This window comes from Streptococcus sp. GP0011, from assembly GCF_030546305.1.
Classification (GTDB): domain Bacteria; phylum Bacillota; class Bacilli; order Lactobacillales; family Streptococcaceae; genus Streptococcus.
Genome location: NZ_JAUONR010000003.1, coordinates 212,786 through 235,287 on the forward strand (window position 1 = coordinate 212,786; position 22,502 = coordinate 235,287).

Below are 22,502 nucleotides of genomic sequence, written 5' to 3' on the forward strand. Positions count from 1 at the left end.
AGTGGACCTCTTTTTCAGATTTTTATGGGACTTTGTTAGAAAGGTTTCCTGTTAACATAGTAAGATTCTTTTGTCTTACTAGATTTTTTCTTTTAATCTTTATTATCGTGCTATAATGGTAGGAGAAAGCTATAAAGGAGCAGCTTATGAAGACGACATGTTCAATTAGAAAAATGCAAGAATCTGACATACAAGAACTATCTCGAGGATTTATCAGCCAAGGTTGGCCAAGTAGAGAGGAGATTTTAACTCGATACTTTAAGGAGCAAGAAAGTGGGGAGAGAGAAGTCTTAGTTGCAGAGGTTGAGGGTGCTTTAGCGGGTTATATCACAATTTTGTCCTGCGCTAAGCAGGGGCCTTTTGCAGAAATCTATCCAGAACTCTCAGATTTTAATGTCTTTGAACCTTTTCAAAATCAAGGTATTGGAAATCTCTTGCTGGAAGAAGCAGAAAAACAAGTTAGGCTCATATCGGATAAGGTGACCCTTGGTGTTGGGCTCCATTCAGGGTATGGACCTGCCCAGAGATTGTACATCAAACGAGGCTATATTCCAGATGGGACGGGTGTTTGGTATCAGAACCATCAACCGGCCATGAATGCGGTTTGTGAAGATATCGGAGAATTGGTCTTGTATCTGTCGAAAAATTTGTTTTAAGACAGATTTTATAAGGTTTAAATTTTAAATATAGTAAACAACAATCACAGTCCCTTTTTCATTCGAAAAAGGAATTTTTTTGTTTGAAATTGTTTGATTTATTCCTCAAAGTGGTAAAATATAATTGTTTGAATTATCAAGATAAAAATAAATATCAAAAAAAACATATAAGGTTTAGTTTTTTTAAATACGGATTCTTTTGAAAAGTCTTAAAATTTCCTAAAATAAGGCTTTTTAAAGGTTGTAAATAATATTGTTACAAAAAGGTTACAAATTGTTAAAATTAAATTAAATGCAATAATATAATTTGGAAAAAATTTGACATATAAATTAATTGACGGTAAAATAATTAAGATAATCAAATTAATTGATTTGCGCAATAATTCGATATAAAGATTAATCTGATGTGTCAAATTTTATTATAGTAGAAGGATAGCGTAATGAAGAAACTGAAAGTGATGGTTGTTTTTGGAACACGACCAGAAGCTATTAAAATGGCCCCTTTAGTGTTAGAATTGCAAAAACATAGTGACAGCATTGAGACGATCACAGTTGTGACAGCTCAGCACCGTCAAATGCTTGATCAAGTTCTTGAAACGTTTAGCATCGAGCCACATTATGACCTGGATATTATGGGGAAAAATCAATCCCTCTTAGACATTACTGGAAAAATTTTAGAAAAGTTTGATCCAGTTGTTAAGCAAGAACTTCCAGATATAATTCTTGTTCATGGAGATACAACAACAACTTTTGCAGCAAGTTTAGTTGCTTTCTATAATCAGGTACGAATCGGCCACGTTGAAGCTGGCCTAAGGACATTTGATAAGTATTCTCCTTTCCCAGAAGAAATGAATCGTCAGATGACTGATAACCTAGCGGATCTCTATTTTGCTCCAACTAGTGAGAGTAAAGAAAATCTCCTCAAGGAAAATCACCCTGAGTCTGCTATTGTCATTACGGGAAATACAGCCATTGATGCCTTGAAACTAACCGTTCAATCGGATTACTATCATGAAGTTTTAGATCAATTGGATCCAGATAAGAAACTTGTATTAGTAACCATGCATCGTCGTGAGAATCAAGGTCAACCAATGAGAAATGTCTTTGCAGCTTTACGTGAGATGGTCGATCTTCATCAGGAAATTGAAGTTGTTTATCCTGTTCACCTTAGCCCTGCTGTGCAAGAAGCAGCAAACGATATCTTAGCTGGTCACGATCGTATTCACTTGATTGAGCCTTTAGATGTACTTGATTTTCATAATTTGGCTTCAAGAAGCTATTTTATCATGACTGACTCTGGAGGTGTTCAGGAAGAGGCGCCTTCTCTCGGCAAACCTGTCCTTGTCCTTCGTGACACAACGGAACGTCCAGAAGGTGTTCGTGCAGGAACCTTGAAGCTAGTTGGTACGGATCCAGTACGTGTGAAAGAAGCGATGGCAGCACTCTTAACAGATGAAACTCTTTATAGACAAATGTCTCAGGCACCAAATCCTTATGGAGATGGAAGAGCCTCTGAACGAATCGTACAATCCATTCAACAGTACTTTGGGGCAGCGACTTCTGTATCGGAATTCAAAGGGGGGAAATAAGATAAAATGAAAAATTGGAGTCAATTTAAAAACTGGCTTATGGCTTTGCTTGCTTGTGAGGTCATTCTTTTGGTGCTTTGTTTTTTGTATGCTCGAGCAATCATTTTAGAACAAATCTTTTTTTTAGCTTTAGCCTTGTTTGCAGTGTTGGTATTATCTGACCTTTTGCTTACTTGGACCCTTATCTTAGCATTTGGTTTTGGACTTATCGTTTTGGTTGCGGGTGTGGTTTATATCCCGATCATTCAACTGGTCTTTTTATTAATCAGTTTTCCTCTTTTGATTGGGATTCTACTTAAGGTTCGTTATTATTTCTTCAAGGTGGCCTCAAAGGTACAAGAACAGGAAGACGAAGCGCGAGCAGATTACCAAGCGATGGTCACTGAACAAAGTGATGTTACGGTTCAATCTCTATTGATTCATTGGGCACATGAAGATTTGTTCTTCCAGATTAAACCGAAAGAACATAACCAGATGCTCAGTAGCATTCAAGAGGTAATTGCTCAGGAATTGAGCTACAATGATAAACTCTATTACGTTTCGGATGGTAATTTTCTCGTTCTATCCAGTAAAAGCCAACATTCTTTGAAGGAACTTTATTTGAATGGTTTGCAGGAGAAACTGAGCAGTTTAGTTTTTCATGGAGAAGATGGCAATCAAGGAATTCAGTTCCAAACAGGCTATTTGGTGATTAACTCTGATAATAAAGATAAATACCAAGACTACGCGGATGTCGCCAGTCATCTCAAACGTCAACTAGAGACAGATGTAATTGTGGAATATTAGGAGGGGAACATGACTTTAACCGAACTATTTTTTGGTATTGCTTTGGGACTCAGTCTCGCCTTTGGCATTTGTTTTATCATACTATTTATTGCATACAATATTCTTTACCATCGAGTAAACAAAAATTTTAAGGCGGTGAATCATGATTAGTCAAATGTTAATGATTTTTACCTTGCTTACAATTTGGATTTCTCTAGCATGGGGCTTGGTAATTCTCTTTTCGGCAGTACACTTTTGGTTTAAACACAGTGATTTTCGTGTAGACACTTCGCCTCTACCTTATTATCCTAAGGTAACGATTGTTGTTCCTGCCCATAATGAGGATGTGGTTATTGCCCAAACGGCAAAAGCTATCTTGGATATGAACTATCCTCACGACCGTGTGGAGTTGCTCTTGTTTGCGGATAACTGTTCGGATAACACCTATGCAGAATGTTTGTCTGTACAAGCCATGCCTGAATATGCAGGAAGAAATCTAACCATTATCGACCGTACTGGTACGGGAGGAAAAGCGGGCGTTCTAAACGATGCTTTGGAGATGGCAACAGGCGAATACATCTGTGTTTATGATGCAGATGCCATGCCTGAAAAAAATGCTCTTTATTTCCTTGTCAAAGAAGTTATGAAGGATCCAGAACGTCATGTGGCATCTTTTGGCCGCAACAAGACTCGAAACGCCAACCAAAATTTCTTGACTCGTTGTATCAACCAAGAGATCGTTGTTACTCAGCGCGTGCACCACGTTGGGATGTGGCATCTCTTTAAAATTGGGCGTATCCCAGGAACCAACTTTATCATTCAAACCGACTTTGTAAAGAGTATCGGTGGTTGGAAAAATGGTGCCTTAACTGAGGATACCGATATTTCCTTCAAAATCATGCAGAGTGGTAAATTGATTGCCCTTGCCTATAATTCAGAGGCTTTCCAACAAGAACCTGAGACCTTAAAGAGTTACTATATGCAGCGGAAACGTTGGGCGAAAGGAAATTATGAAGTTGTTCTCTCGAACTTTAAGCATTTATTTGGCAGAGCAAACTGGCGCGTTAAACTAGAAGTCTTTAACTATTCTTGTGTTTTCTTTTGGTTTAACTTTGCTATTGTTCTTTCGGATTTGATTTTCCTAGCGAATGTGCTAGCGATCTGTCTTAATCTTTTCTTCCCAGATGTCAGGGTTCCATTTGCTTTTGATGCGGACAATATCTACATCGCTCAGCTCATGCTCTTTAACTGGATTCTCATGATTGGTCTCTATTTGATGCAAATTATGACAGCATTGGCAAGTCAATTTGGACAAGCAACAACTAAACAAATCTGGTTAGCCCTGGCAGCCTATTTCTCTTATGCACAGATGTTTATCGTTGTATCCGTTGATTCCATTTCTTCAATCGTGCTGGATAAAGTACTCCGACGAAAAGAAACCAAGTGGGTTAAAACCAAGCGATTTGCAGGATAGGAGGTTCTATGAAAACGAATAAATTAAAATATGTCTGGTTTGTGCTCATTCTTTCTATCTTTTGTTTAGCCTTGTTTTTGGCAAGAGGAAGGACTAAAATCGAGATGCGTAATCGAATTTACAGCCAATGGAGCCAACAGTTCCTTGTTACAAAAGGCAATCAGTCTTATGTTCGTACGACGAATGATTCTGAGGGAACAACAGTTCTATCTGAAGCCCAAAGTTACGGCATGCTCATAACGGTTTTAGCAGCCCAAAAAGGGCAAGCAAGTCAAGCAGATTATGAGAGTCTTTATCGCTATTATCAAAATCATCGTATTGAGGGAACGCAGTTGATGTCTTGGAAGCAAGTGATCAAAAATGATAGCGAAACGGTCGAGAAACAAAATGCAACTGATGGAGATCTCTATATCGCTTATTCTTTAATTGAAGCTGCCAAACAGTGGCCAGATAAGGCGCAGGAATACCAAGAGCAAGCTAAAAAAATCTTGGATGATATCCTTAAGTACAACTACAATGAAGAGACAGGTGTTTTAACAGTAGGAAACTGGGCAAACAAGGATTCTGATTATTATTACTTGATGCGGACATCTGATACTCTTCCTCACTATTTCCAGTCTTTCTATGACCTGACTGGAAACAAACAGTGGTTAGATGTTAAGGATAAGATGCTTGGGCAATTGGAGCAAATCAGTTCTCATTCTGATACGGGTCTCTTGCCAGACTTTATCTGGGCTGAGAAGTCAGGGGCACGCCTTGTTGATGCCAATACTATCGAATCTCAATACGATGGGGCGTACTCTTATAACGCTTGCCGTTTGCCTTATCACTTGTCACAGAGCCAGGATGAAAGAAGCCAAAAACTCGTTCAAAAGATGATGGATTTCTTTATGAAAGAGCAACGCATTTATGCTGGCTATGACTTGAATGGAACGGCCCTCAATCAATACCAGGCAGGTAGTTTCTTGGCACCGATTACCTACGCGTCTGACAAGGGAGAAGGCTATCTGAAACTTCTTCAGCAAAATAAATACATTTTCACACAAGATTTACCTTCGGACAACTACTATGATGCAACGATGATTACCATGATTGCTCTAGAGATGTTCTAGGATGAAAAGAGAGGGCTAGTTTTTCTGGCTCTCTTTTTGATAGGATTTTCATCTTTTTTCATAAAGGGAATTTCATCAGCTTTATGGTATAATGGAAAGAGTGATGGAAAAGAGGTAGAGAGATGGATGCGAAATTAAAATACAAGGCAAAAAAGATTAAAATCGTCTTTTTTGATATTGATGATACCTTGCGTACGTCAAAGACAGGTTTTATTCCAGCTACAATTCCCACTGTCTTTAAACAGTTACGTGAAAAAGGAATTTTAACAGGAATTGCCTCTGGTCGTGGTATTTTCGGTGTCGTTCCAGAGATTCGAGAGCTCAAACCTGACTTTTTTGTAACCCTAAATGGGGCCTATATAGAAGATAAAAAAGGTCAGGTCATTTATCAACATCAGATTGACAAGTCAGATGTTGAGGAGTACATTTCTTGGACGAAGGAAGAGGGAATTGAGTATGGTTTAGTTGGAAGTCATTCTGCTAAACTCTCCACGCGAACAGAACTGATCAGTGAGGCTATTGACCCGATTTATCCAAACTTGAATGTGGATCCTAACTTCCATGAAAAAGCGGACATTTACCAGATGTGGACCTTTGAGGAAAAAGGGGATGACTTGCGGTTACCAGATAGTCTCTCTGGTAAACTTCGCATGGTGCGTTGGCATGAACATTCATCAGATATCGTGCCGATTTCAGGTTCAAAAGCCACTGGTGTTGCCAAGGTTGTAGAACATCTAGGCTTGAAACCAGAGAATGTTATGGTCTTTGGGGATGGTCTCAATGACTTGGAACTCTTTGATTATGCTGGAATCAGTATTGCTATGGGTGTTTCCCATGATAAAATCAAAGAAAAAGCAGATTATATTACAAAAACAGTAGAAGAAGATGGCATTTTTGATGCCTTAGAAGGATTTGGTATGGTAGAAAAAGAATTGCATTTCCCACAAGTAGACATTGAAGCAGTAGAAGGTCCGCTTGCGACCATTAAAACAAATCACGGAGACTTGCGTATCAAGCTCTTCCCTGAACATGCTCCCAAAACAGTAGCCAACTTTGTTGCTCTGTCAAAAGACGGTTACTATGATGGTGTGATTTTCCACCGTATTATTAAGGACTTTATGATCCAAGGTGGAGATCCAACTGGTACTGGTATGGGTGGTGAGTCAATCTACGGCGACTCTTTTGAAGATGAATTTTCAGAAGAACTCTACAATATCCGTGGTGCCCTTTCTATGGCCAATGCGGGTCCAAATACCAATGGCAGCCAGTTCTTTATCGTTCAAAACCAACATTTGCCGTACTCTAAAAAAGAGATTGCGCGTGGTGGCTGGCCTGAACCAATCGCTGAGATTTATGCAGAACAAGGTGGAACTCCTCACCTTGACCGTCGCCATACTGTTTTTGGGCAATTGGTGGACGCAGAATCGTTTGCGGTCTTGGATGCCATTGCAGCTGTTGAGACTGGTGCAATGGATAAACCAGTTGAAGATGTAGTAATTGAAACGATTGAAATTGAGGACTAGAATGAAAATTGGTGATAAGCTAACTGGGCGTATTACAGGAATTCAGCCCTATGGTGCCTTTGTTGAGTTAGAGACAGGGGTGACAGGGCTGATTCACATCTCGGAGATTCGGACGGGATTTATTGAAAATATCTATGACATTTTAAAAATTGGCGATGAAGTCCAAGTTCAGGTGGTGGATTTTGACGAATACACTGGGAAGGCTAGTCTTTCTATCCGTACTCTGGAAGAGGAAAAACATCAATTGCCAAGACGGAGACGTTTTTCAAATGATCGGATCAAGCACGGTTTTGCACCACTTGGACGAATGATGCCTGTTTGGACGCGTGAGGCATTAGAGCATTTAAAGAAGAAGCCATAAATACGATTATCTAAATTATTTGTAATATTAACATCGTTTGTTATAATAAAAGTATGAAAGAAGAACAATTATTAAAACCAGGAGAGCGAATCAACCAGCTCTTTTCGACAGATATCAAGATCATTCAAAATAGAGAGGTGTTTAGCTATTCGGTGGATAGTGTTCTCTTGTCACGCTTTCCTCGCTTCCCTAAACGGGGTTTAATTGTGGACTTTTGTGCTGGAAATGGTGCAGTGGGACTTTTTGCTAGTTCACGTACTCAGGCGCGGATAATATCTGTAGAAATTCAGGAACGTTTGGCGGATATGGCAGAGCGTTCGGTTCAGTTGAATGGCTTGGAAGAGCAGATGCAGGTCATCTGTGATGATTTGAAAAATATGCCTGCCCACATTCAGGGAAGTAAGGTGGATATGATTTTGTGCAATCCGCCTTATTTTAAGGTGGATCCGCATTCTAATCTGAACGAGAGTGAACACTACCTTCTGGCCAGACACGAAATTACGACTAACCTAAAAGAAATTTGCCGTAGTGCTCAGAGTATTCTCAAGTCTAATGGCCGTTTGGCCATGGTTCATCGTCCAGATCGGCTCTTGGATATCTTAGACATGCTTCAACGCCATAATTTGGCACCCAAGCGCCTGCAATTTGTCTATCCTAAACGTGAGAAGGAGGCCAATATGCTCTTAATCGAAGCTATCAAGGATGGCTCGACGAGTGGCTTTAAGGTCTTGCCACCTCTCATCGTTCACAATGATGATGGTTCCTATACACCAGAAATTCAAGAGATTTACTATGGATCATAAAGCCTATATGTATGTGGTGGAGTGCAGCGACGGGTCGTACTATACTGGCTATACAACGGATGTGAAGAGGCGCCTTGCCGTTCATAATAGTGGTAAGGGAGCCAAGTATACCCGAGCTCGCTTGCCAGTCAAACTTATCTATGTAGAGGGTTTTGCCAGTAAGGAAGAAGCCATGTCTGCCGAATCTCTCCTCAAACGTAAGAAACGTCCACAGAAAGAACGATTTTTATCCGAAAATCAAGAGAAAAATCTAGTCAACCATATTGATATCTAACGAGGAGTCTTTTGACTCCTCTTACTTTTGTCAAAAGAGGAAAAAAGTGCTAAAATAAGATGAATAAATTTAAAGAGGTATTATCATGTCTAAGATTCTAGTATTTGGTCACCAAAATCCAGACTCAGATGCCATCGGGTCATCTGTAGCCTTTGCTTACCTTGCAAAAGAGGCTTATGGATTGGACACAGAAGCTGTAGCACTTGGAACTCCTAATGAAGAAACAGCTTTTGTTTTGAACTATTTTGGTGTAGAAGCACCACGCGTCATCACATCTGCTAAAGCAGAAGGTGCAGAACAAGTCATCTTGACTGACCACAATGAATTCCAACAGTCAGTATCAGATATCGCTGAAGTAGAAGTTTACGGTGTTGTGGACCACCACCGTGTGGCTAACTTTGAAACTGCAAGCCCACTTTACATGCGTTTGGAACCAGTTGGATCAGCTTCATCTATCGTTTACCGCATGTTCAAAGAACATGGTGTGGCAGTTCCTAAAGAAATCGCAGGTTTGATGCTTTCAGGTTTGATTTCAGATACTCTTCTTTTGAAATCACCAACAACTCACCCATCTGATAAAGTCATTGCTCCTGAATTGGCAGAATTAGCTGGTGTCAACTTGGAAGAGTACGGTTTGGCTATGCTGAAAGCTGGTACAAACTTGGCTAGTAAATCTGCTGAAGAATTGATTGACATCGATGCTAAGACATTTGAACTCAACGGAAATAAGGTTCGTGTTGCTCAGGTTAACACAGTTGATATTGCTGAAGTCTTGGAACGCCAAGCTGAAATCGAAGCAGCAATGCAAGCTGCCAATACAGCAAACGGCTACTCTGACTTTGTTTTGATGATTACAGACATCGTCAACTCAAACTCAGAAATCCTTGCTCTTGGATCAAACATGGACAAGGTCGAAGCAGCTTTCAACTTCAAACTTGAAAACAACCACGCTTTCCTTCCAGGTGCTGTTTCACGTAAGAAACAAGTGGTGCCTCAGTTGACAGAAAGCTTTAATGGGTAATTCTTAAGGAATATTTGGAACTGTTAATTTGACTATTTATAGAAGGTGATAGCATGATGCGATTGATTGAAGGACTGCACTTTTTGGTTGAAGTTGTCGCAATTCTTGGTCTTTTCTCCGTGTCTGTGATACAAATTTCTTGGCTGGAAAAATTCCTATTTTTCCTTCTAGCAGTTCTATTAATCTTATTTTGGGCACGATATATGGCACCAAAATCTCCACATGCTTTTAAAAAATGGCGTCGCCTCGTTGCTGAGACATCGATTTTTATTTTAGTTAGTGGTAGTTTTTGGCATTTGTATGGATTGCAAATAGGAATCCTATACTTAGCTCTGTCTTTTGGAAGTTTGGTGCTACTTTATTATTTTCAGCTAGAGTGATTCTTAGAATATAGTTAATGAATTATTTTAATGGTAATCATTTGACTGGAGATTGACACGAGAAAACGATGTTTTCCTTATAGCTAAAGGGGTTTCGGCTCCTTTTTTTTCTAGGAGAGAAAGATGTTAGAAAATGGTGATTTGATTTTTGTGAAGGACCTTTCAGATATGGGGCAAGCCATCCAGGCTTCTACGGGCTACTATAGTCATGTAGCCATCTTTTTGGACGGATTGATCTACCATGCTAGTGGGCGAGCAGGTGTTATCTGTCAAGAACCAGATGATTTTTTTGAACCAACTCATCTCTACGATCTCTATACCTACCCAGATATAGAAACTGATTTGGTGAAGGAGAGAGCTAGCAAACATTTAGGTGCCCCCTATAATGCCTCTTTTTATCCAGATGGGTCTGGCTTTTATTGCTCCCAGTATATCGCGGAAATTCTTCCTATTTTTGAGACTATTCCGATGCAATTTGGGGAAGGAAAGCAGGAGATTAGTGATTTTTGGAGGGACTATTACCAGAAACTCGAACTTCCTGTGCCTCTGAACCAGCCGGGGACCAATCCCAGTCAGTTGGCAGCATCTCCTCTTTTAGAATGTAAAGAAAGGAATCTTCATGATTCAGATTTTTAATCCCTCTCGTTTGACTCGACAGCCATTTTTTATAGATTTGGTGGACTACCTGGACCAGCATGATGATGTAATCCTCCGGGAAATCAAGGCTCAGTTTCCAGATGTAGCAGTTGATAAACTCATGGAAGAGTATATTAAGGCAGGATTGATCCTAAGGGCAAACAAACGCTATTCCCTCAATCTCCCTTTTTTAGAATCTACGGATGATTTAGCCCTTGACCAAGAAATTTTTATCAGAGAGGACAGTCCAGTCTATCAAGCCTTGCTAGAGAAGACTTTTGAGACAGAATTGCGCAATCAAACCAATGCAGCCATTTTAGTCGAATCTACAGATTTTGCTAGAGAAAAGATGACCCTGTCTAATTATTTCTATAAGGTCAAGAATCATTATCCTTTGACAGAAAAACAGCAGGAACTCTATGCCATTTTAGGAGATGTCAATCCTGAGTATGCTCTCAAGTATATGACGACGTTTTTGCTCAAGTTCCTCAAAAAGGACCAGCTCATGCAGAAACGGCGTGATATCTTCGCTGAGAGTTTAGTCGTCTTGGGTTATATTGTTCAAAACGAAGAAGGAAAGTATGAGTTGGCTGTTGATTTTGACAAGGAACGCTTATCTTTCTATTTGTCTTAATTGTTTGCTTTTGAGCAGATTATTTGACTTTGCTAAAGAATAAGCATAAACTGAATGTAAGCGATAACGTTTATCGTATTAAAAGCAAAGGAGACAGAACTATGTCACTTGAAAATAAATTGGATCAAGCAACTGGTGCTATCAAAGAAGGATTTGGTAAAGTTACTGGCGATAGCAAGACAGAAGCAGAAGGTACTGTAGAAAAAACAGTTGCCAAAGCAAAAGAAGTTGTTGAAGATGCTAAAGGTGCTGTAGAAGGTGCCGTTGAAGGTCTTAAAAATTCATTTAAAAAAGAAGACTAAAAAAATCAAGGGAATGTTTCCCTTGATTTTTTTTATAGATAACGTTCTGCGATAGCTGCGTCTCCAGGATAGTCTTCTTTCTTTCCTTGGACGATTTGGTAACAATCAGCTCCCTTGCCTGCAATAATCACAGCATCGAGTTCTTGATTTGTGATGGCCATCGCTGCCTTGATGGCTTCTTCACGATCGGCAATCTTTTCAACAGGATGACTGATATAGCTACTGATTTCTTCAGCAATGACCATTGGATCCTCATAGTTGGGGTCATCAGCGGTGAGAAAGACATGAATCTCAGGGTGTTGATTGAGGAGGAGTCCAAAGTCTTTGCGACGACTTTCACCCTTGTTTCCAGTCGAACCGAGAACCAGAGCAATCTTTCCAGTTTGATGAGTTTCAACAACAGAAATCAGTTTTTTCAGACTGTCACCATTGTGGGCGTAGTCGATGAAGACCTTGGCTCCATTTTTCTGAGTGAGAACTTCCATACGTCCAGGGACGCGGGTTGCAGCGATCCCTTTTTTGATATCTTCAAGACTGGCACCTAGACGAAGACAGGCAAGTCCTGCAGCAACGGCATTTTCTTGGTTAAAGTGGCCGATGAGTTGGATATCATAATCACCAGCGAGTTTACCTGTAGCGGAAAAGCTAAAGGCTTTGGAGTTCTCGATTTGGTTACTTGACTGGCTACCATAGAAGTCATGTTCTTGATCTTCCACTTGTTCTTTCAATACAGAAAAATGGTCCATGTCGCTATTAATGACAACTGCTCGGCTATTTTTCATCAAGAGACGTTTGTGGTAGAAGTAATCTTCAAAGCTTGGATGCTCAATCGGACCGATATGGTCAGGAGTGATGTTAAGAAAGACACCTACATCAAAGGTCAGACCATAGACTCGATGAACAAGATAGGCTTGGCTAGAGACTTCCATTACAAGATGGGTTCTTCCATTCTTAACAGCCTGAGCCATCATGTCGAAAAGATCGATATTTTCAGGTGTTGAGAAGGAAGATTTAAAGAAGGTCTTGCCATCCAGAGTTGTATTCATAGTTGACAAGAGAGCTGTTGGGTAGCGTTGAGATAGGATGTGGTAAGCAAAGTAAGCAGCTGTTGTCTTTCCTTTTGTCCCTGTGAAAGCGAGAATTTTGAGTTTCTCTTGCGGATTACCATAAAATTCCATCGCAATCAAACTCATGGCTTTCTTGATATCGTTCACAATGATGACGGGGATACCAATCTCGTAGTCCTTTTCTGCGACATACCAAGCTAAGCCCTGCGAGATAGCTGAGAGCAGATATTCTTTTTTAAAGGCAGCACCTTTTGCAAAAAAAAGAGTCCCTTCTTTTACTTTTCGGCTGTCATAACTGATGCTATCAAAAACAACTTCACTGTAGTTGTAGTGGTAATGTCCTTGGTCAACAATCTCACGAAAAAGGCCATCTTTCTTTAAAATATCTAATACGGTTTCAATCTTAATCATACTTTCTATTATAAACTTCAAGCCCGAATTTTACAAGTAACAAGGAAAAGTTTATAATGGAAGATAAGGAACTTTTCCTAGTTATCAAAATTGAATGAGGAAGCTATGTCTAACGAAAACAATCACCAGCAAGCCCAGATGTTGCGAGGGACTGCTTGGCTAACAGCTAGTAACTTTATTAGTCGCCTCCTTGGTGCTATCTACATTATTCCCTGGTATATCTGGATGGGGACCTATGCTGCTAAGGCAAATGGACTCTTTACCATGGGCTACAATATTTACGCCTGGTTCTTGCTGATTTCGACAGCGGGTATCCCAGTTGCGGTCGCCAAACAAGTAGCTAAGTACAATACCATGCGAGAAGAAGAGCATAGCTTTGCCTTGATTCGGAGTTTCCTAAGCTTTATGACGGGCTTGGGCTTAGTCTTTGCTTTGGTCTTGTATCTCTTTTCTCCCTGGTTAGCAGATTTGTCAGGTGTGGGGAAAGACCTGATTCCCATCATGCAGAGCTTGGCTTGGGCAGTCTTGATTTTCCCATCTATGAGTGTCATCCGAGGATTCTTCCAAGGGATGAATAACCTGAAACCCTATGCTATGAGTCAAATCGCCGAGCAGGTAATCCGTGTTATCTGGATGTTGATGGCAACCTTCTTCATTATGAAGATGGGTTCTGGTGACTACTTATCAGCCGTTACCCAATCGACCTTTGCAGCCTTTGTGGGGATGGTGGCAAGTTTTGCAGTTTTGATCTACTTTCTTGCCCAAGAAGGTTTGCTCAAAAGAGTTTTTGAAACACGGGATAAAATCAATAGTAAGCGACTCTTAGTCGATACCATAAAGGAAGCCATTCCCTTTATCCTGACAGGATCAGCCATCCAGCTCTTCCAGATTTTAGACCAGATGACCTTTATCAATAGTATGAAGTGGTTTACCAACTACAGCAATGAAGACTTGGTTGTTATGTTTTCTTATTTCTCTGCCAATCCTAATAAAATTACCATGATTTTAATCTCTGTGGGGGTTTCCATTGGGAGTGTCGGTTTGCCGCTGTTGACGGAAAACTATGTAAAAGGCGACTTACCGGCAGCGGCTCGCCTAGTCCAAGATAGTCTCACCATGCTCTTCTTATTTTTACTGCCGGCAACGGTTGGAGTGGTCATGGTAGGGGAGCCTCTTTACACGGTCTTTTACGGTAAGCCAGATAGTTTGGCCATGGGTTTATTTGTCTTTGCAGTTTTGCAGTCTACTATCCTAGGCTTGTATATGGTCTTGTCTCCTATGCTTCAGGCCATGTTCCGAAACCGCAAGGCAGTTCTTTACTTCATCTATGGTTCCATTGCTAAGATCGTCTTGCAATTGCCAACCATTGCTATTTTCCATAGTTACGGTCCCTTGATTTCAACGACTATCGGTTTGATTATTCCGAATGTCCTGATGTACCGAGACATTTGCCAGGTAACGGGTGCTCGTCGAAAGATAATCTTGAAGCGAACCATTTTGATTACCATCTTGACCCTTGTCATGTTTATCCTAGTTGGCTTCTTGCAGTGGCTACTCGGTTTTGTCTTCCAACCAAGTGGACGTTTCTGGAGTTTCCTTTATGTGGCTCTCATCGGAGGGCTTGGAGGAGGTCTTTATGGTTTGATGAGCCTACGGACACGACTCTTGGACAAGATAATCGGCAAAGCTCAAGCAGACCGACTACGTACACGATTGAAAATATCGTAAAAAGATTTATAAATAAAAGTAATAAATTTAACCTTTCTTTAACAGAAAGGTTTTTATACTACATTTTTCTTAAAAAAAGAGAACTTTTTCTAAAATTAAGAGCAAAAAATATGCTTTTTTAAGTTTTTCTTCAGAAATCACTTGACTAAATAAAACCAAAGCTGTATAATAAGACAAAACTTTTAAACAGGAGGTTCTGGAAATGAAAAAGTCTAAGGCCAAGTATCTGACACTTGCAAGTGTCGTGTTAAGCGCAGGTATCTTACTGAGCGCATGTGGAAATTCAAGTAGCGCTACTAAAACATATAACTATGTTTATTCGAGCGATCCATCTAGTTTGAACTATCTTGCAGAAAACCGTGCAACAACCAATGACATCGTGACCAATTTGGTGGATGGGTTGATGGAAAATGACCAATATGGTAACTATGTTCCATCATTGGCAGAGGATTGGACTGTTTCTCAGGACGGTTTGACCTATACTTACAAATTGCGTAAGGATGCAAAATGGTATACTTATGAGGGTGAAGAATACGCCCCTGTAACGGCCCAAGACTTTGTGACAGGTTTGAAATATGCTGCTGATAAAAAATCCGAAGCCTTGTACCTTGTTCAAGACTCTGTAGCAGGTTTGGATGACTATATCAACGGGAAAACAACTGACTTTTCAACTGTCGGTGTTAAGGCGATTGACGACCAAACAGTTCAGTACACTTTGACACGTCCAGAATCTTATTGGAATTCTAAAACAACTTCAACCATTCTCTTCCCTGTCAATGCAGGTTTCTTAAAATCAAAAGGGGATGACTTTGGTAAGGTAGACCCTTCTAGTATTTTGTACAATGGACCTTTCTTAATGAAATCGTTTGTTTCAAAATCTGTTATCGAATTCAAGAAAAATCCCAACTACTGGGATGAAAAAAATGTCTTTGTGGATGGTGTGAAATTGGCCTATTATGATGGTAGTGACCAAGATGCACTAGCACGTAACTTTGTAGAAGGAGTCTATAGCTACGCGCGTCTCTATCCAAATAGCTCAAGCTTTGAAGGCATTAAAGAGAAGAACAAGGATAACATCATCTATAGTATGCAAAATGCAACTTCTTATTACTTGAACTTCAACTTGGACAGAAAGTCTTATAACTTCACTTCTAAGTCATCAGATATCGAAAAGAAATCAACCCAAGAAGCAGTTCTGAATAAAAACTTCCGTCAAGCCTTCAACTATGCTTATAACCGTACTGCCTATGGAGCACAATCTCAAGGGGAGGACGGAGCAACGAAGATTATTCGTAACTTGGTTGTACCTCCAACATTTGTAAGTATCAACGGAAAAGACTTTGGCGATGTTGTTTCAGAAAAGATGGTCAACTATGGCCAAGAATGGCAAGGAATCAACTTTGCGGACGCGCAAGACCCATACTACAATCCTGATAAGGCCAAGGCTAAATTTGCAGAAGCTAAGAAAGAATTGGAAGCTAAGGGTGTGCAATTTCCAATCCACTTGGATGTAACAGTTGACCAATCAGCTAAAAAAGGTGTACTTGAAGCAAGTTCTTTGAAACAATCCATCGAATCTGTTCTAGGAGCTGAGAATGTGGTTATTGATATCCAACAGTTATCAACAGATGACTACGATAATTCTAGCTACCTCGCTCAAACCGCAGCTCAAAAAGACTTTGATATCTATAATGGCGGTTGGAGTGCGGACTACTTGGATCCATCAAGCTATCTAGATATCCTAAATGTCAATAACGGTGGTATGTTGCAAAACCTTGGTCTAGAACCAGGTGAGGTCAATGACAAGGCTAAGGCAGTTGGTCTGGATACTTACACTCAAATGTTAGAAGAAGCGAACAAGGAGCAAGATCCAGCAAAACGTTATGAAAAATATGCTGAAATTCAAGCTTGGCTCGTTGATAGCGCCCTTGCTATTCCAAACGTTTCTCAGGGTGGAACACCGACCTTGAGAAAGACAGTTCCATTCTCATCACCATTCTCACAAGCTGGAAATAAGGGTGTCGAATCATACAAGTACCTCAAGTTGCAAGATAAGACTGTAACGGCTGATGAGTATGAAAAAGCGAAAGAAAAATGGCTAAAAGAAAAAGAAGAATCAAATAAAAAAGCCCAAGAAGAACTGGCAAAACACGTTAAATAACCAGTCTATTCAACAGGAAAAACGATAGTTTCTCAAGGAACTATCGTTTTTATATAGTTTGAAACTATAGCTAGCTCTTGAAAACAAGAAAATAAGTTAGTGAAAATAAGTGGTACAATAGTTACTATAGATTTGGAGGTATTGTATGAGCAAAGAACTACACATCAACACAATTTTGGCCCAGGCTGGGATCAAGTCGGATAAGGCGACAGGTGCCTTGGTGACACCGCTTCATTTTTCAACCACTTATCAGCATCCAGAGTTTGGCCAGTCTACTGGATTTGACTATACTCGGACTAAAAACCCAACTCGCAGTAAGGCGGAGGAAGTCTTGGCGGCAATCGAATCAGCAGACTATGCCCTAGCGACAAGCTCAGGAATGGCTGCGATTGTACTGGCTTTTAGTGTTTTTCCAGTAGGAAGTAAAGTCTTGGCTGTTCGTGATCTGTATGGGGGTTCTTTCCGTTGGTTCAACCAAGTGGAGCAGGAAGGCCGTTTCCATTTTACCTATGCCAATACAGAAGAAGAGCTGATCGCAGAGTTGGAGAAAGATGTGGATGTTCTCTATATTGAAACACCAACCAATCCCTTGATGTTGGAATTTGATATTGCCAAACTAGCCAAACTAGCTCATGCCAAGGGTGCCAAGGTAGTGGTGGACAATACCTTCTACAGTCCGATTTACCAACGTCCGATTGAAGATGGTGCGGATATCGTTCTTCATTCGGCTACCAAATATCTAGCAGGGCACAATGATGTCTTAGCTGGGGTGGTTGTGACTAATAGTTTAGAACTATATGAGAAACTGTTCTACAATTTGAATACGACTGGTGCGGTCTTGTCACCATTTGATAGTTATCAGTTGATTCGTGGACTTAAAACCCTACCTCTTCGTATGGAGCGTTCTACAGCCAATGCCCAAGAAGTGGTTGCCTTTTTAAAGGATTCACCTGCAGTTAAGGAAGTGCTCTATACAGGACGTGGAGGCATGATTTCCTTTAAAGTAGTGAATGAAAAGCGTATTCCTCATATTTTAAATAGCTTGGAGATCTTTTCATTTGCGGAAAGTTTGGGTGGGGTAGAGAGTCTGATCACCTATCCGACAACTCAGACTCATGCGGATATTCCAGCAGAAGTGCGCCATTCCTATGGCTTAACAGATGACCTCTTGCGCTTGTCAATTGGGATTGAGGATGCCAGAGATTTGATTGCGGACTTGCGACAAGCTTTGGAAGGATAAGATAGATATGGGAAAATATGATTTTACAAGCCTGCCCAATCGTTTTGGTCATCATACCTATAAATGGAAAGAAGCAGAAGCTGACCGAGAAGTTCTACCAGCCTGGATAGCAGATATGGACTTTGTGGTTTTGCCTGAGGTTCGACAAGCTGTACAAGCCTACGCAGATCAGTTGGTCTATGGCTATACTTATGCTAGTGATGATTTGATTGAGTCGGTTCAGGACTGGGAAGCCAGTCAACACGGCTATCACTTTGACAAGGATGCCCTCGTCTTTATCGAGGGAGTGGTACCAGCTATCTCAACAGCTATTCAAGCCTTTACAAAAGAAGGAGAGGCGGTTCTGATTAACACACCGGTCTATCCACCTTTTGCCCGCAGTGTCAAACTGAACAATCGCAGATTGATTACCAATTCTTTGGTGGAAAAGGATGGGCTGTTTGAGATTGACTTTGACCAGTTGGAGAAGGAATTGGTGGAAGAGGATGTGAAGCTTTATATCCTTTGCAATCCCCACAATCCTGGTGGACGTGTTTGGGAAAAGGAAGTGTTAGAAAAGATTGGGCATCTCTGCCAAAAACATGGTGTTTTGTTGGTTTCAGATGAGATTCACCAAGATTTGGCTCTCTTTGGTCACAAACACCAGTCATTCAATACCATTGATCCCGCTTTTAAAGACTTTGCCCTTATCTTGAGTAGTGCCACTAAGACCTTTAATATTGCTGGGACCAAGAATTCCTATGCAGTTATTGAAAATCCAAAGCTTCGTGTGGCTTTCCAAAAACGCCAGTTGGCCAATAACCAACATGAAATCTCAGGCTTGGGTTATTTGGCGACAGAAGCTGCCTACCGTTATGGTAAGGACTGGTTAGGAGAGTTAAAAGAAGTCATCGAGGACCACATTAACTATGTAGTGGATATTTTGGGCAACGAAACCAAGATTAAGGTCATGAAACCACAAGGAACTTACTTGATCTGGCTTGATTTTTCAGCCTATGATCTAACGAATGACCGCTTGCAAGAGCTTTTGAAGAATGAAGCCAAGGTTATCTTGAACCGAGGCTTGGACTTTGGGGAAGAAGGATCCCTTCATGCTCGCCTCAATGTAGCTATGCCGAAGTCAGTACTGGAAGAGGTTTGCCAACGTATCGTGACCACTTTTGCTACACTTTAAAAATCCAGCCTTCTAGGAGAAAAGTCTTCCTAGAAGGCTATTTTCGTAGGGGAAAATGTGGTATAATGAAAAGATAAGATAAAGGGGTAACTATGGCTAAATTGATTCCGGGAAAGTTGCGCATGGAGGGGGTTGCACTCTATGAAACAGGCAACATTGAGATTATCAAGGAAAAAGGGAATCGCCTCTATACTCGTGTGGCGGGAGAAGACTTGCGCTACAGTTTAGAGGATGATCTGGTTTTTTGTGCTTGCGATTTTTTCCAAAAAAGAGGTTACTGTGTTCACCTCGCAGCGCTCGAGCATTATCTGAAGAACGACGAAGAAGGCCAGGTGATTTTACAAGCCTTAGAAAAAGGACATGAAGAGCAAGAAGAGGTCGAAACCAAGATTGGTTTTGGTGGTAGTTTTTTGGAGCGTATCCAACCTCAGAAGAGAGAAAAAATCTACACTTTGTCGGCTCAAGGTCAGGTAGAAGCTGGAACCAATCGCCTCCTTTGGACACTCCGAATCGGTTTAGTTGATAGTCAAAAATATTATGTCATTCGTGACACCCCTCTCTTTTTGAAGGTCTTAGTCCATCGAAAGCCATACATGATTGGGAAACACTATGAAAACGACTTGTCTTGGGATGCTTTTGATACAGCTAGTCAAGAAGTTCTTACTTTTTTAGGTGGCTTGATTGAGGAGGGACTGAGTCAAGACCTCTTTTTCCCTAATCAAGGTCGTCACCTCTTTTTCCCTCTGACCTTTTTTGAACAGGGAGTGGAGTTGCTGATGAATTTGGAGGATTTTCATTTTGAGCACCAGATTACTAGTTATGAAAATCTTCTCTTTCATGATTTAGATCCCGATGCAGAACTGTTCTCTTTTTCAGTGCAGGAGTATCCTGATTATTTTGAAATGGAGATTTCTGAAAGTGAGCGAGTCAACATATTCTATGGGGGAGCGGTTCTATTTCGTAAGGGGAATTTTTATCTCTTAAACCCTAAACAAATCAGCCTCCTAAAGGAAATCAAAGAGCTCCCTCAGGAGGAAAGAGGGAGAAAATGCCTCCAGTTTGACAACAGTGATCGTGACCGTCTGGCTGCCTGTCTGCCTTTGTTTGGACAGCTGGGCACAGTTTCTGCTCCTGAGCGCTTGCAAATCAGACCCTTTTCACCAATCTTTTACTTTGATAGGGAGGATGACGGCCGCATCCGCTTGAATATTCAGTTTGACTATGGAGATGTTAAGGTAACTAGTCGTCAACAGCTGGAACAATTACCATTTTCAAGCGATGCCGTCTTGGAAAACCAGCTATTTCAAGTCTGTTTAGGGGCTGGTTTTGAGCCTGATTTTCAGTCTTGGAGACAGGCTTTGAAGCCAGAGGCAGTTTATTCTTTCTTTCACCGTACGATTCCAGCTTTTGAGAAGTTGGGTCAGGTTTTCTTGTCTGATGAGATGAATCAGCTCTACAGTGTCCAAGCTCCTCAGGTTCAGATTGAGTCCAAGGGAGGACTGTTGGAGATTCAGTTTGATTTCCAAGGGATTGCCCAAGAAGAGATTGATCAAGCTCTTAAAGCCCTGACCAGCAATCAGGATTTCTATATCAGTTCTTCTGACCAAGTGTACTTTTTTGATGAGGAAACCAAGCAGATTCGTCAAAATTTGCAGGAACTGGGGGCTGAGCTAAAAGATGGTTCTTTTCAGGCTCGGAAATCCTTAGCTTACAGTCTGTCTCAGCTTTTTGAAGGTCGAGACAGGATCTCCTTCTCGGAAGAATTTCAGCATTTGGCCCATGATTTGACCCATCCAGAGGACTTTCCTTTGGGAGATATACAGGTTCAGGCGAGTTTGAGAGACTATCAGGAAAAGGGTGTCCGTTGGCTCCAGATGCTTCATCACTATGGCTTTGGTGGCATCCTAGCCGATGATATGGGACTGGGAAAAACATTGCAAACTATCGCTTTTTTGACCAGTCAGGTGACCGAAGAAAGTCGGGTCTTGATTTTGGCTCCGTCAGGTTTGATCTACAATTGGGCAGATGAATTCAGGAAATTTGCCCCACAGTTGAATTTGGCTGTCGTTCATGGTTTGAAAGCGAATCGAGAAGCGATTCTTTCTGAAAATCACCAAATCTATGTGACTAGCTATGCAACCTTTCGTCAAGACAGCGAGCTTTATCAAGAGATGGCTTTTGATTTTCTCTTCTTAGATGAAGCTCAGGTCATGAAAAATGCCCAAACCAAGATTGCTCAGAGTTTGCGCCAGTTTGTGGTGCCAGCAGTTTTTGCTTTGTCAGGTACCCCCATCGAAAATCATTTAGGAGAGTTGTGGTCTATCTTTCAAATTGTGCTACCGGGGCTCTTACCAAGTAAAAAGGAGTTTATGAAATTACCGGCTGACCGAGTCGCGCAGTTTATCAAACCCTTCGTCATGAGGCGTAAGAAAGAAGAAGTTCTTACAGAACTGCCTGATCTGATCGAAGTCGTCTATAAAAATGAACTGGAAGACCAGCAGAAGGCTATCTATCTCGCCCAGTTGCAACAGATGCGAGACCGCCTAGCGCAAGTGACCGATCAAGAATTCCAAAGAAGTCGGGTAGAAATCTTATCTGGTCTCATGCGATTGCGCCAGATTTGCGATACGCCAGCCCTCTTTATGGACGATTACCAAGGAGCCAGCGGTAAACTCGATAGTCTCCGAGATTTATTGCTACAAGTGGCAGATGGCGGGCATCGTGTCTTGATTTTCTCCCAGTTCAAAGGAATGTTAGAAAAAATCGAGCAAGAACTCCCAGACTTGGGCTTGACCTCCTTCAAAATCACAGGTTCAACTCCTGCTCATGACAGACAGGAGATGACTAAGGCCTTTAACCAAGGGGAAAGAGATGCCTTTCTCATCTCCCTTAAGGCGGGTGGTGTTGGTCTCAATCTAACGGGAGCTGATACGGTTATTTTAGTTGACCTTTGGTGGAATCCCGCTGTCGAAGCCCAGGCTATCGGAAGAGCTCACCGCATGGGGCAGGAGCAGATGGTCGAGGTCTATCGTTTGATTACCAAGGGGACCATTGAAGAAAAAATCCAAGAACTTCAAGAACAAAAGAAACATTTGGTTTCCCAAGTTTTAGATGGTACGGAGTCGCGTGCGAGTCTCAGTCTGGCAGAAATTCGTGAAATTTTGGGAATTTCTGAAGCCAGCACTTGAAAA

20 protein-coding genes are annotated in these 22,502 nt (G+C 41.1%); 19 read left to right on the forward strand and 1 reads right to left on the reverse strand.

Going from position 1 to position 22,502, the window contains the following annotated elements; genetic code table 11:
• Positions 1-146: 146 nt before the first annotated feature.
• The 14 genes from Q4443_RS05215 to Q4443_RS05280 all read left to right on the forward strand — a co-directional run bounded on the left by Q4443_RS05215 (position 147) and on the right by Q4443_RS05280 (position 11,530).
• Positions 147-656 carry a GNAT family N-acetyltransferase gene (locus tag Q4443_RS05215; protein WP_000858591.1) on the forward strand — a complete coding sequence of 170 codons (510 nt, stop codon included), beginning with the start codon at positions 147-149 and terminating at the stop codon, positions 654-656.
• A 440-nt stretch (positions 657-1,096) separates the two neighbouring features.
• Positions 1,097-2,245: a non-hydrolyzing UDP-N-acetylglucosamine 2-epimerase gene (gene wecB / locus Q4443_RS05220; protein ID WP_000734436.1), complete on the forward strand. Its 1,149-nt coding sequence runs from the start codon at positions 1,097-1,099 to the stop codon at positions 2,243-2,245.
• Positions 2,246-2,251: 6 nt separating this feature from the next.
• Positions 2,252-3,031: a hypothetical protein gene (locus Q4443_RS05225; RefSeq protein ID WP_000800615.1), complete on the forward strand. Its 780-nt coding sequence runs from the start codon at positions 2,252-2,254 to the stop codon at positions 3,029-3,031.
• 142 nt (positions 3,032-3,173) lie between these two features.
• Positions 3,174-4,484: a glycosyltransferase gene (locus Q4443_RS05230; RefSeq protein ID WP_000625492.1), complete on the forward strand. Its 1,311-nt coding sequence runs from the start codon at positions 3,174-3,176 to the stop codon at positions 4,482-4,484.
• An 8-nt stretch (positions 4,485-4,492) separates the two neighbouring features.
• Positions 4,493-5,596: a glycosyl hydrolase family 8 gene (locus Q4443_RS05235; RefSeq protein ID WP_049479214.1), complete on the forward strand. Its 1,104-nt coding sequence runs from the start codon at positions 4,493-4,495 to the stop codon at positions 5,594-5,596.
• Positions 5,597-5,718: 122 nt separating this feature from the next.
• Positions 5,719-7,119 (forward strand): bifunctional Cof-type HAD-IIB family hydrolase/peptidylprolyl isomerase, encoded by a 1,401-nt coding sequence (locus Q4443_RS05240; RefSeq protein ID WP_070696304.1) that lies wholly within the window; start codon positions 5,719-5,721, stop codon positions 7,117-7,119.
• Between the two features lies 1 nt (position 7,120).
• Positions 7,121-7,480 (forward strand): S1 RNA-binding domain-containing protein, encoded by a 360-nt coding sequence (locus Q4443_RS05245; protein WP_000689619.1) that lies wholly within the window; start codon positions 7,121-7,123, stop codon positions 7,478-7,480.
• Positions 7,481-7,533: 53 nt separating this feature from the next.
• On the forward strand, positions 7,534-8,283 hold the full coding sequence (locus tag Q4443_RS05250; RefSeq protein ID WP_000657018.1) for a tRNA1(Val) (adenine(37)-N6)-methyltransferase: 750 nt from the start codon (positions 7,534-7,536) through the stop codon (positions 8,281-8,283).
• Positions 8,273-8,557 (forward strand): GIY-YIG nuclease family protein, encoded by a 285-nt coding sequence (locus tag Q4443_RS05255; RefSeq protein WP_049519061.1) that lies wholly within the window; start codon positions 8,273-8,275, stop codon positions 8,555-8,557. The genes Q4443_RS05250 and Q4443_RS05255 overlap by 11 nt, the downstream gene beginning before the upstream one ends.
• 85 nt (positions 8,558-8,642) lie before the next feature.
• Positions 8,643-9,578, forward strand: coding sequence for a manganese-dependent inorganic pyrophosphatase (locus Q4443_RS05260; protein WP_049519060.1), 936 nt, complete (start codon positions 8,643-8,645; stop codon positions 9,576-9,578).
• Positions 9,579-9,631: 53 nt separating this feature from the next.
• Positions 9,632-9,958, forward strand: coding sequence for a DUF2568 domain-containing protein (locus Q4443_RS05265; protein WP_049519059.1), 327 nt, complete (start codon positions 9,632-9,634; stop codon positions 9,956-9,958).
• Positions 9,959-10,081: 123 nt separating this feature from the next.
• Positions 10,082-10,594 (forward strand): YiiX/YebB-like N1pC/P60 family cysteine hydrolase, encoded by a 513-nt coding sequence (locus Q4443_RS05270; protein ID WP_070696310.1) that lies wholly within the window; start codon positions 10,082-10,084, stop codon positions 10,592-10,594.
• Positions 10,578-11,228 carry a DUF1803 domain-containing protein gene (locus tag Q4443_RS05275; protein WP_303408082.1) on the forward strand — a complete coding sequence of 217 codons (651 nt, stop codon included), beginning with the start codon at positions 10,578-10,580 and terminating at the stop codon, positions 11,226-11,228. The genes Q4443_RS05270 and Q4443_RS05275 overlap by 17 nt, the downstream gene beginning before the upstream one ends.
• A gap of 101 nt (positions 11,229-11,329) precedes the next feature.
• Complete coding sequence (locus Q4443_RS05280; RefSeq protein ID WP_000051179.1) at positions 11,330-11,530, forward strand: CsbD family protein; 201 nt, start codon at positions 11,330-11,332, stop codon at positions 11,528-11,530.
• Between the two features lie 32 nt (positions 11,531-11,562).
• Here Q4443_RS05280 and Q4443_RS05285 read toward each other — a convergent pair whose 3' ends face one another.
• The gene (locus Q4443_RS05285; RefSeq protein ID WP_070696316.1) at positions 11,563-13,008 is read right to left on the reverse strand and encodes a UDP-N-acetylmuramoyl-L-alanyl-D-glutamate--L-lysine ligase; all 1,446 of its coding nucleotides are present in this window, start codon (positions 13,006-13,008) and stop codon (positions 11,563-11,565) included.
• Positions 13,009-13,113: 105 nt separating this feature from the next.
• Here Q4443_RS05285 and Q4443_RS05290 point away from each other — a divergent pair, with 105 nt between their 5' ends.
• The 5 genes from Q4443_RS05290 (at position 13,114) to Q4443_RS05310 (ending at position 22,499) form a co-directional block, all read left to right on the forward strand.
• Positions 13,114-14,736: a polysaccharide biosynthesis protein gene (locus Q4443_RS05290; RefSeq protein WP_000064204.1), complete on the forward strand. Its 1,623-nt coding sequence runs from the start codon at positions 13,114-13,116 to the stop codon at positions 14,734-14,736.
• A gap of 202 nt (positions 14,737-14,938) precedes the next feature.
• Complete coding sequence (locus Q4443_RS05295; protein ID WP_303408085.1) at positions 14,939-16,897, forward strand: peptide ABC transporter substrate-binding protein; 1,959 nt, start codon at positions 14,939-14,941, stop codon at positions 16,895-16,897.
• Between the two features lie 145 nt (positions 16,898-17,042).
• Positions 17,043-18,137: a cystathionine gamma-synthase gene (locus tag Q4443_RS05300; RefSeq protein ID WP_049519053.1), complete on the forward strand. Its 1,095-nt coding sequence runs from the start codon at positions 17,043-17,045 to the stop codon at positions 18,135-18,137.
• A 7-nt stretch (positions 18,138-18,144) separates the two neighbouring features.
• Positions 18,145-19,311, forward strand: coding sequence for a MalY/PatB family protein (locus Q4443_RS05305; RefSeq protein ID WP_049519052.1), 1,167 nt, complete (start codon positions 18,145-18,147; stop codon positions 19,309-19,311).
• Positions 19,312-19,403: 92 nt separating this feature from the next.
• Positions 19,404-22,499: a DEAD/DEAH box helicase gene (locus tag Q4443_RS05310; protein ID WP_303408087.1), complete on the forward strand. Its 3,096-nt coding sequence runs from the start codon at positions 19,404-19,406 to the stop codon at positions 22,497-22,499.
• Positions 22,500-22,502 lie beyond the last annotated feature (3 nt).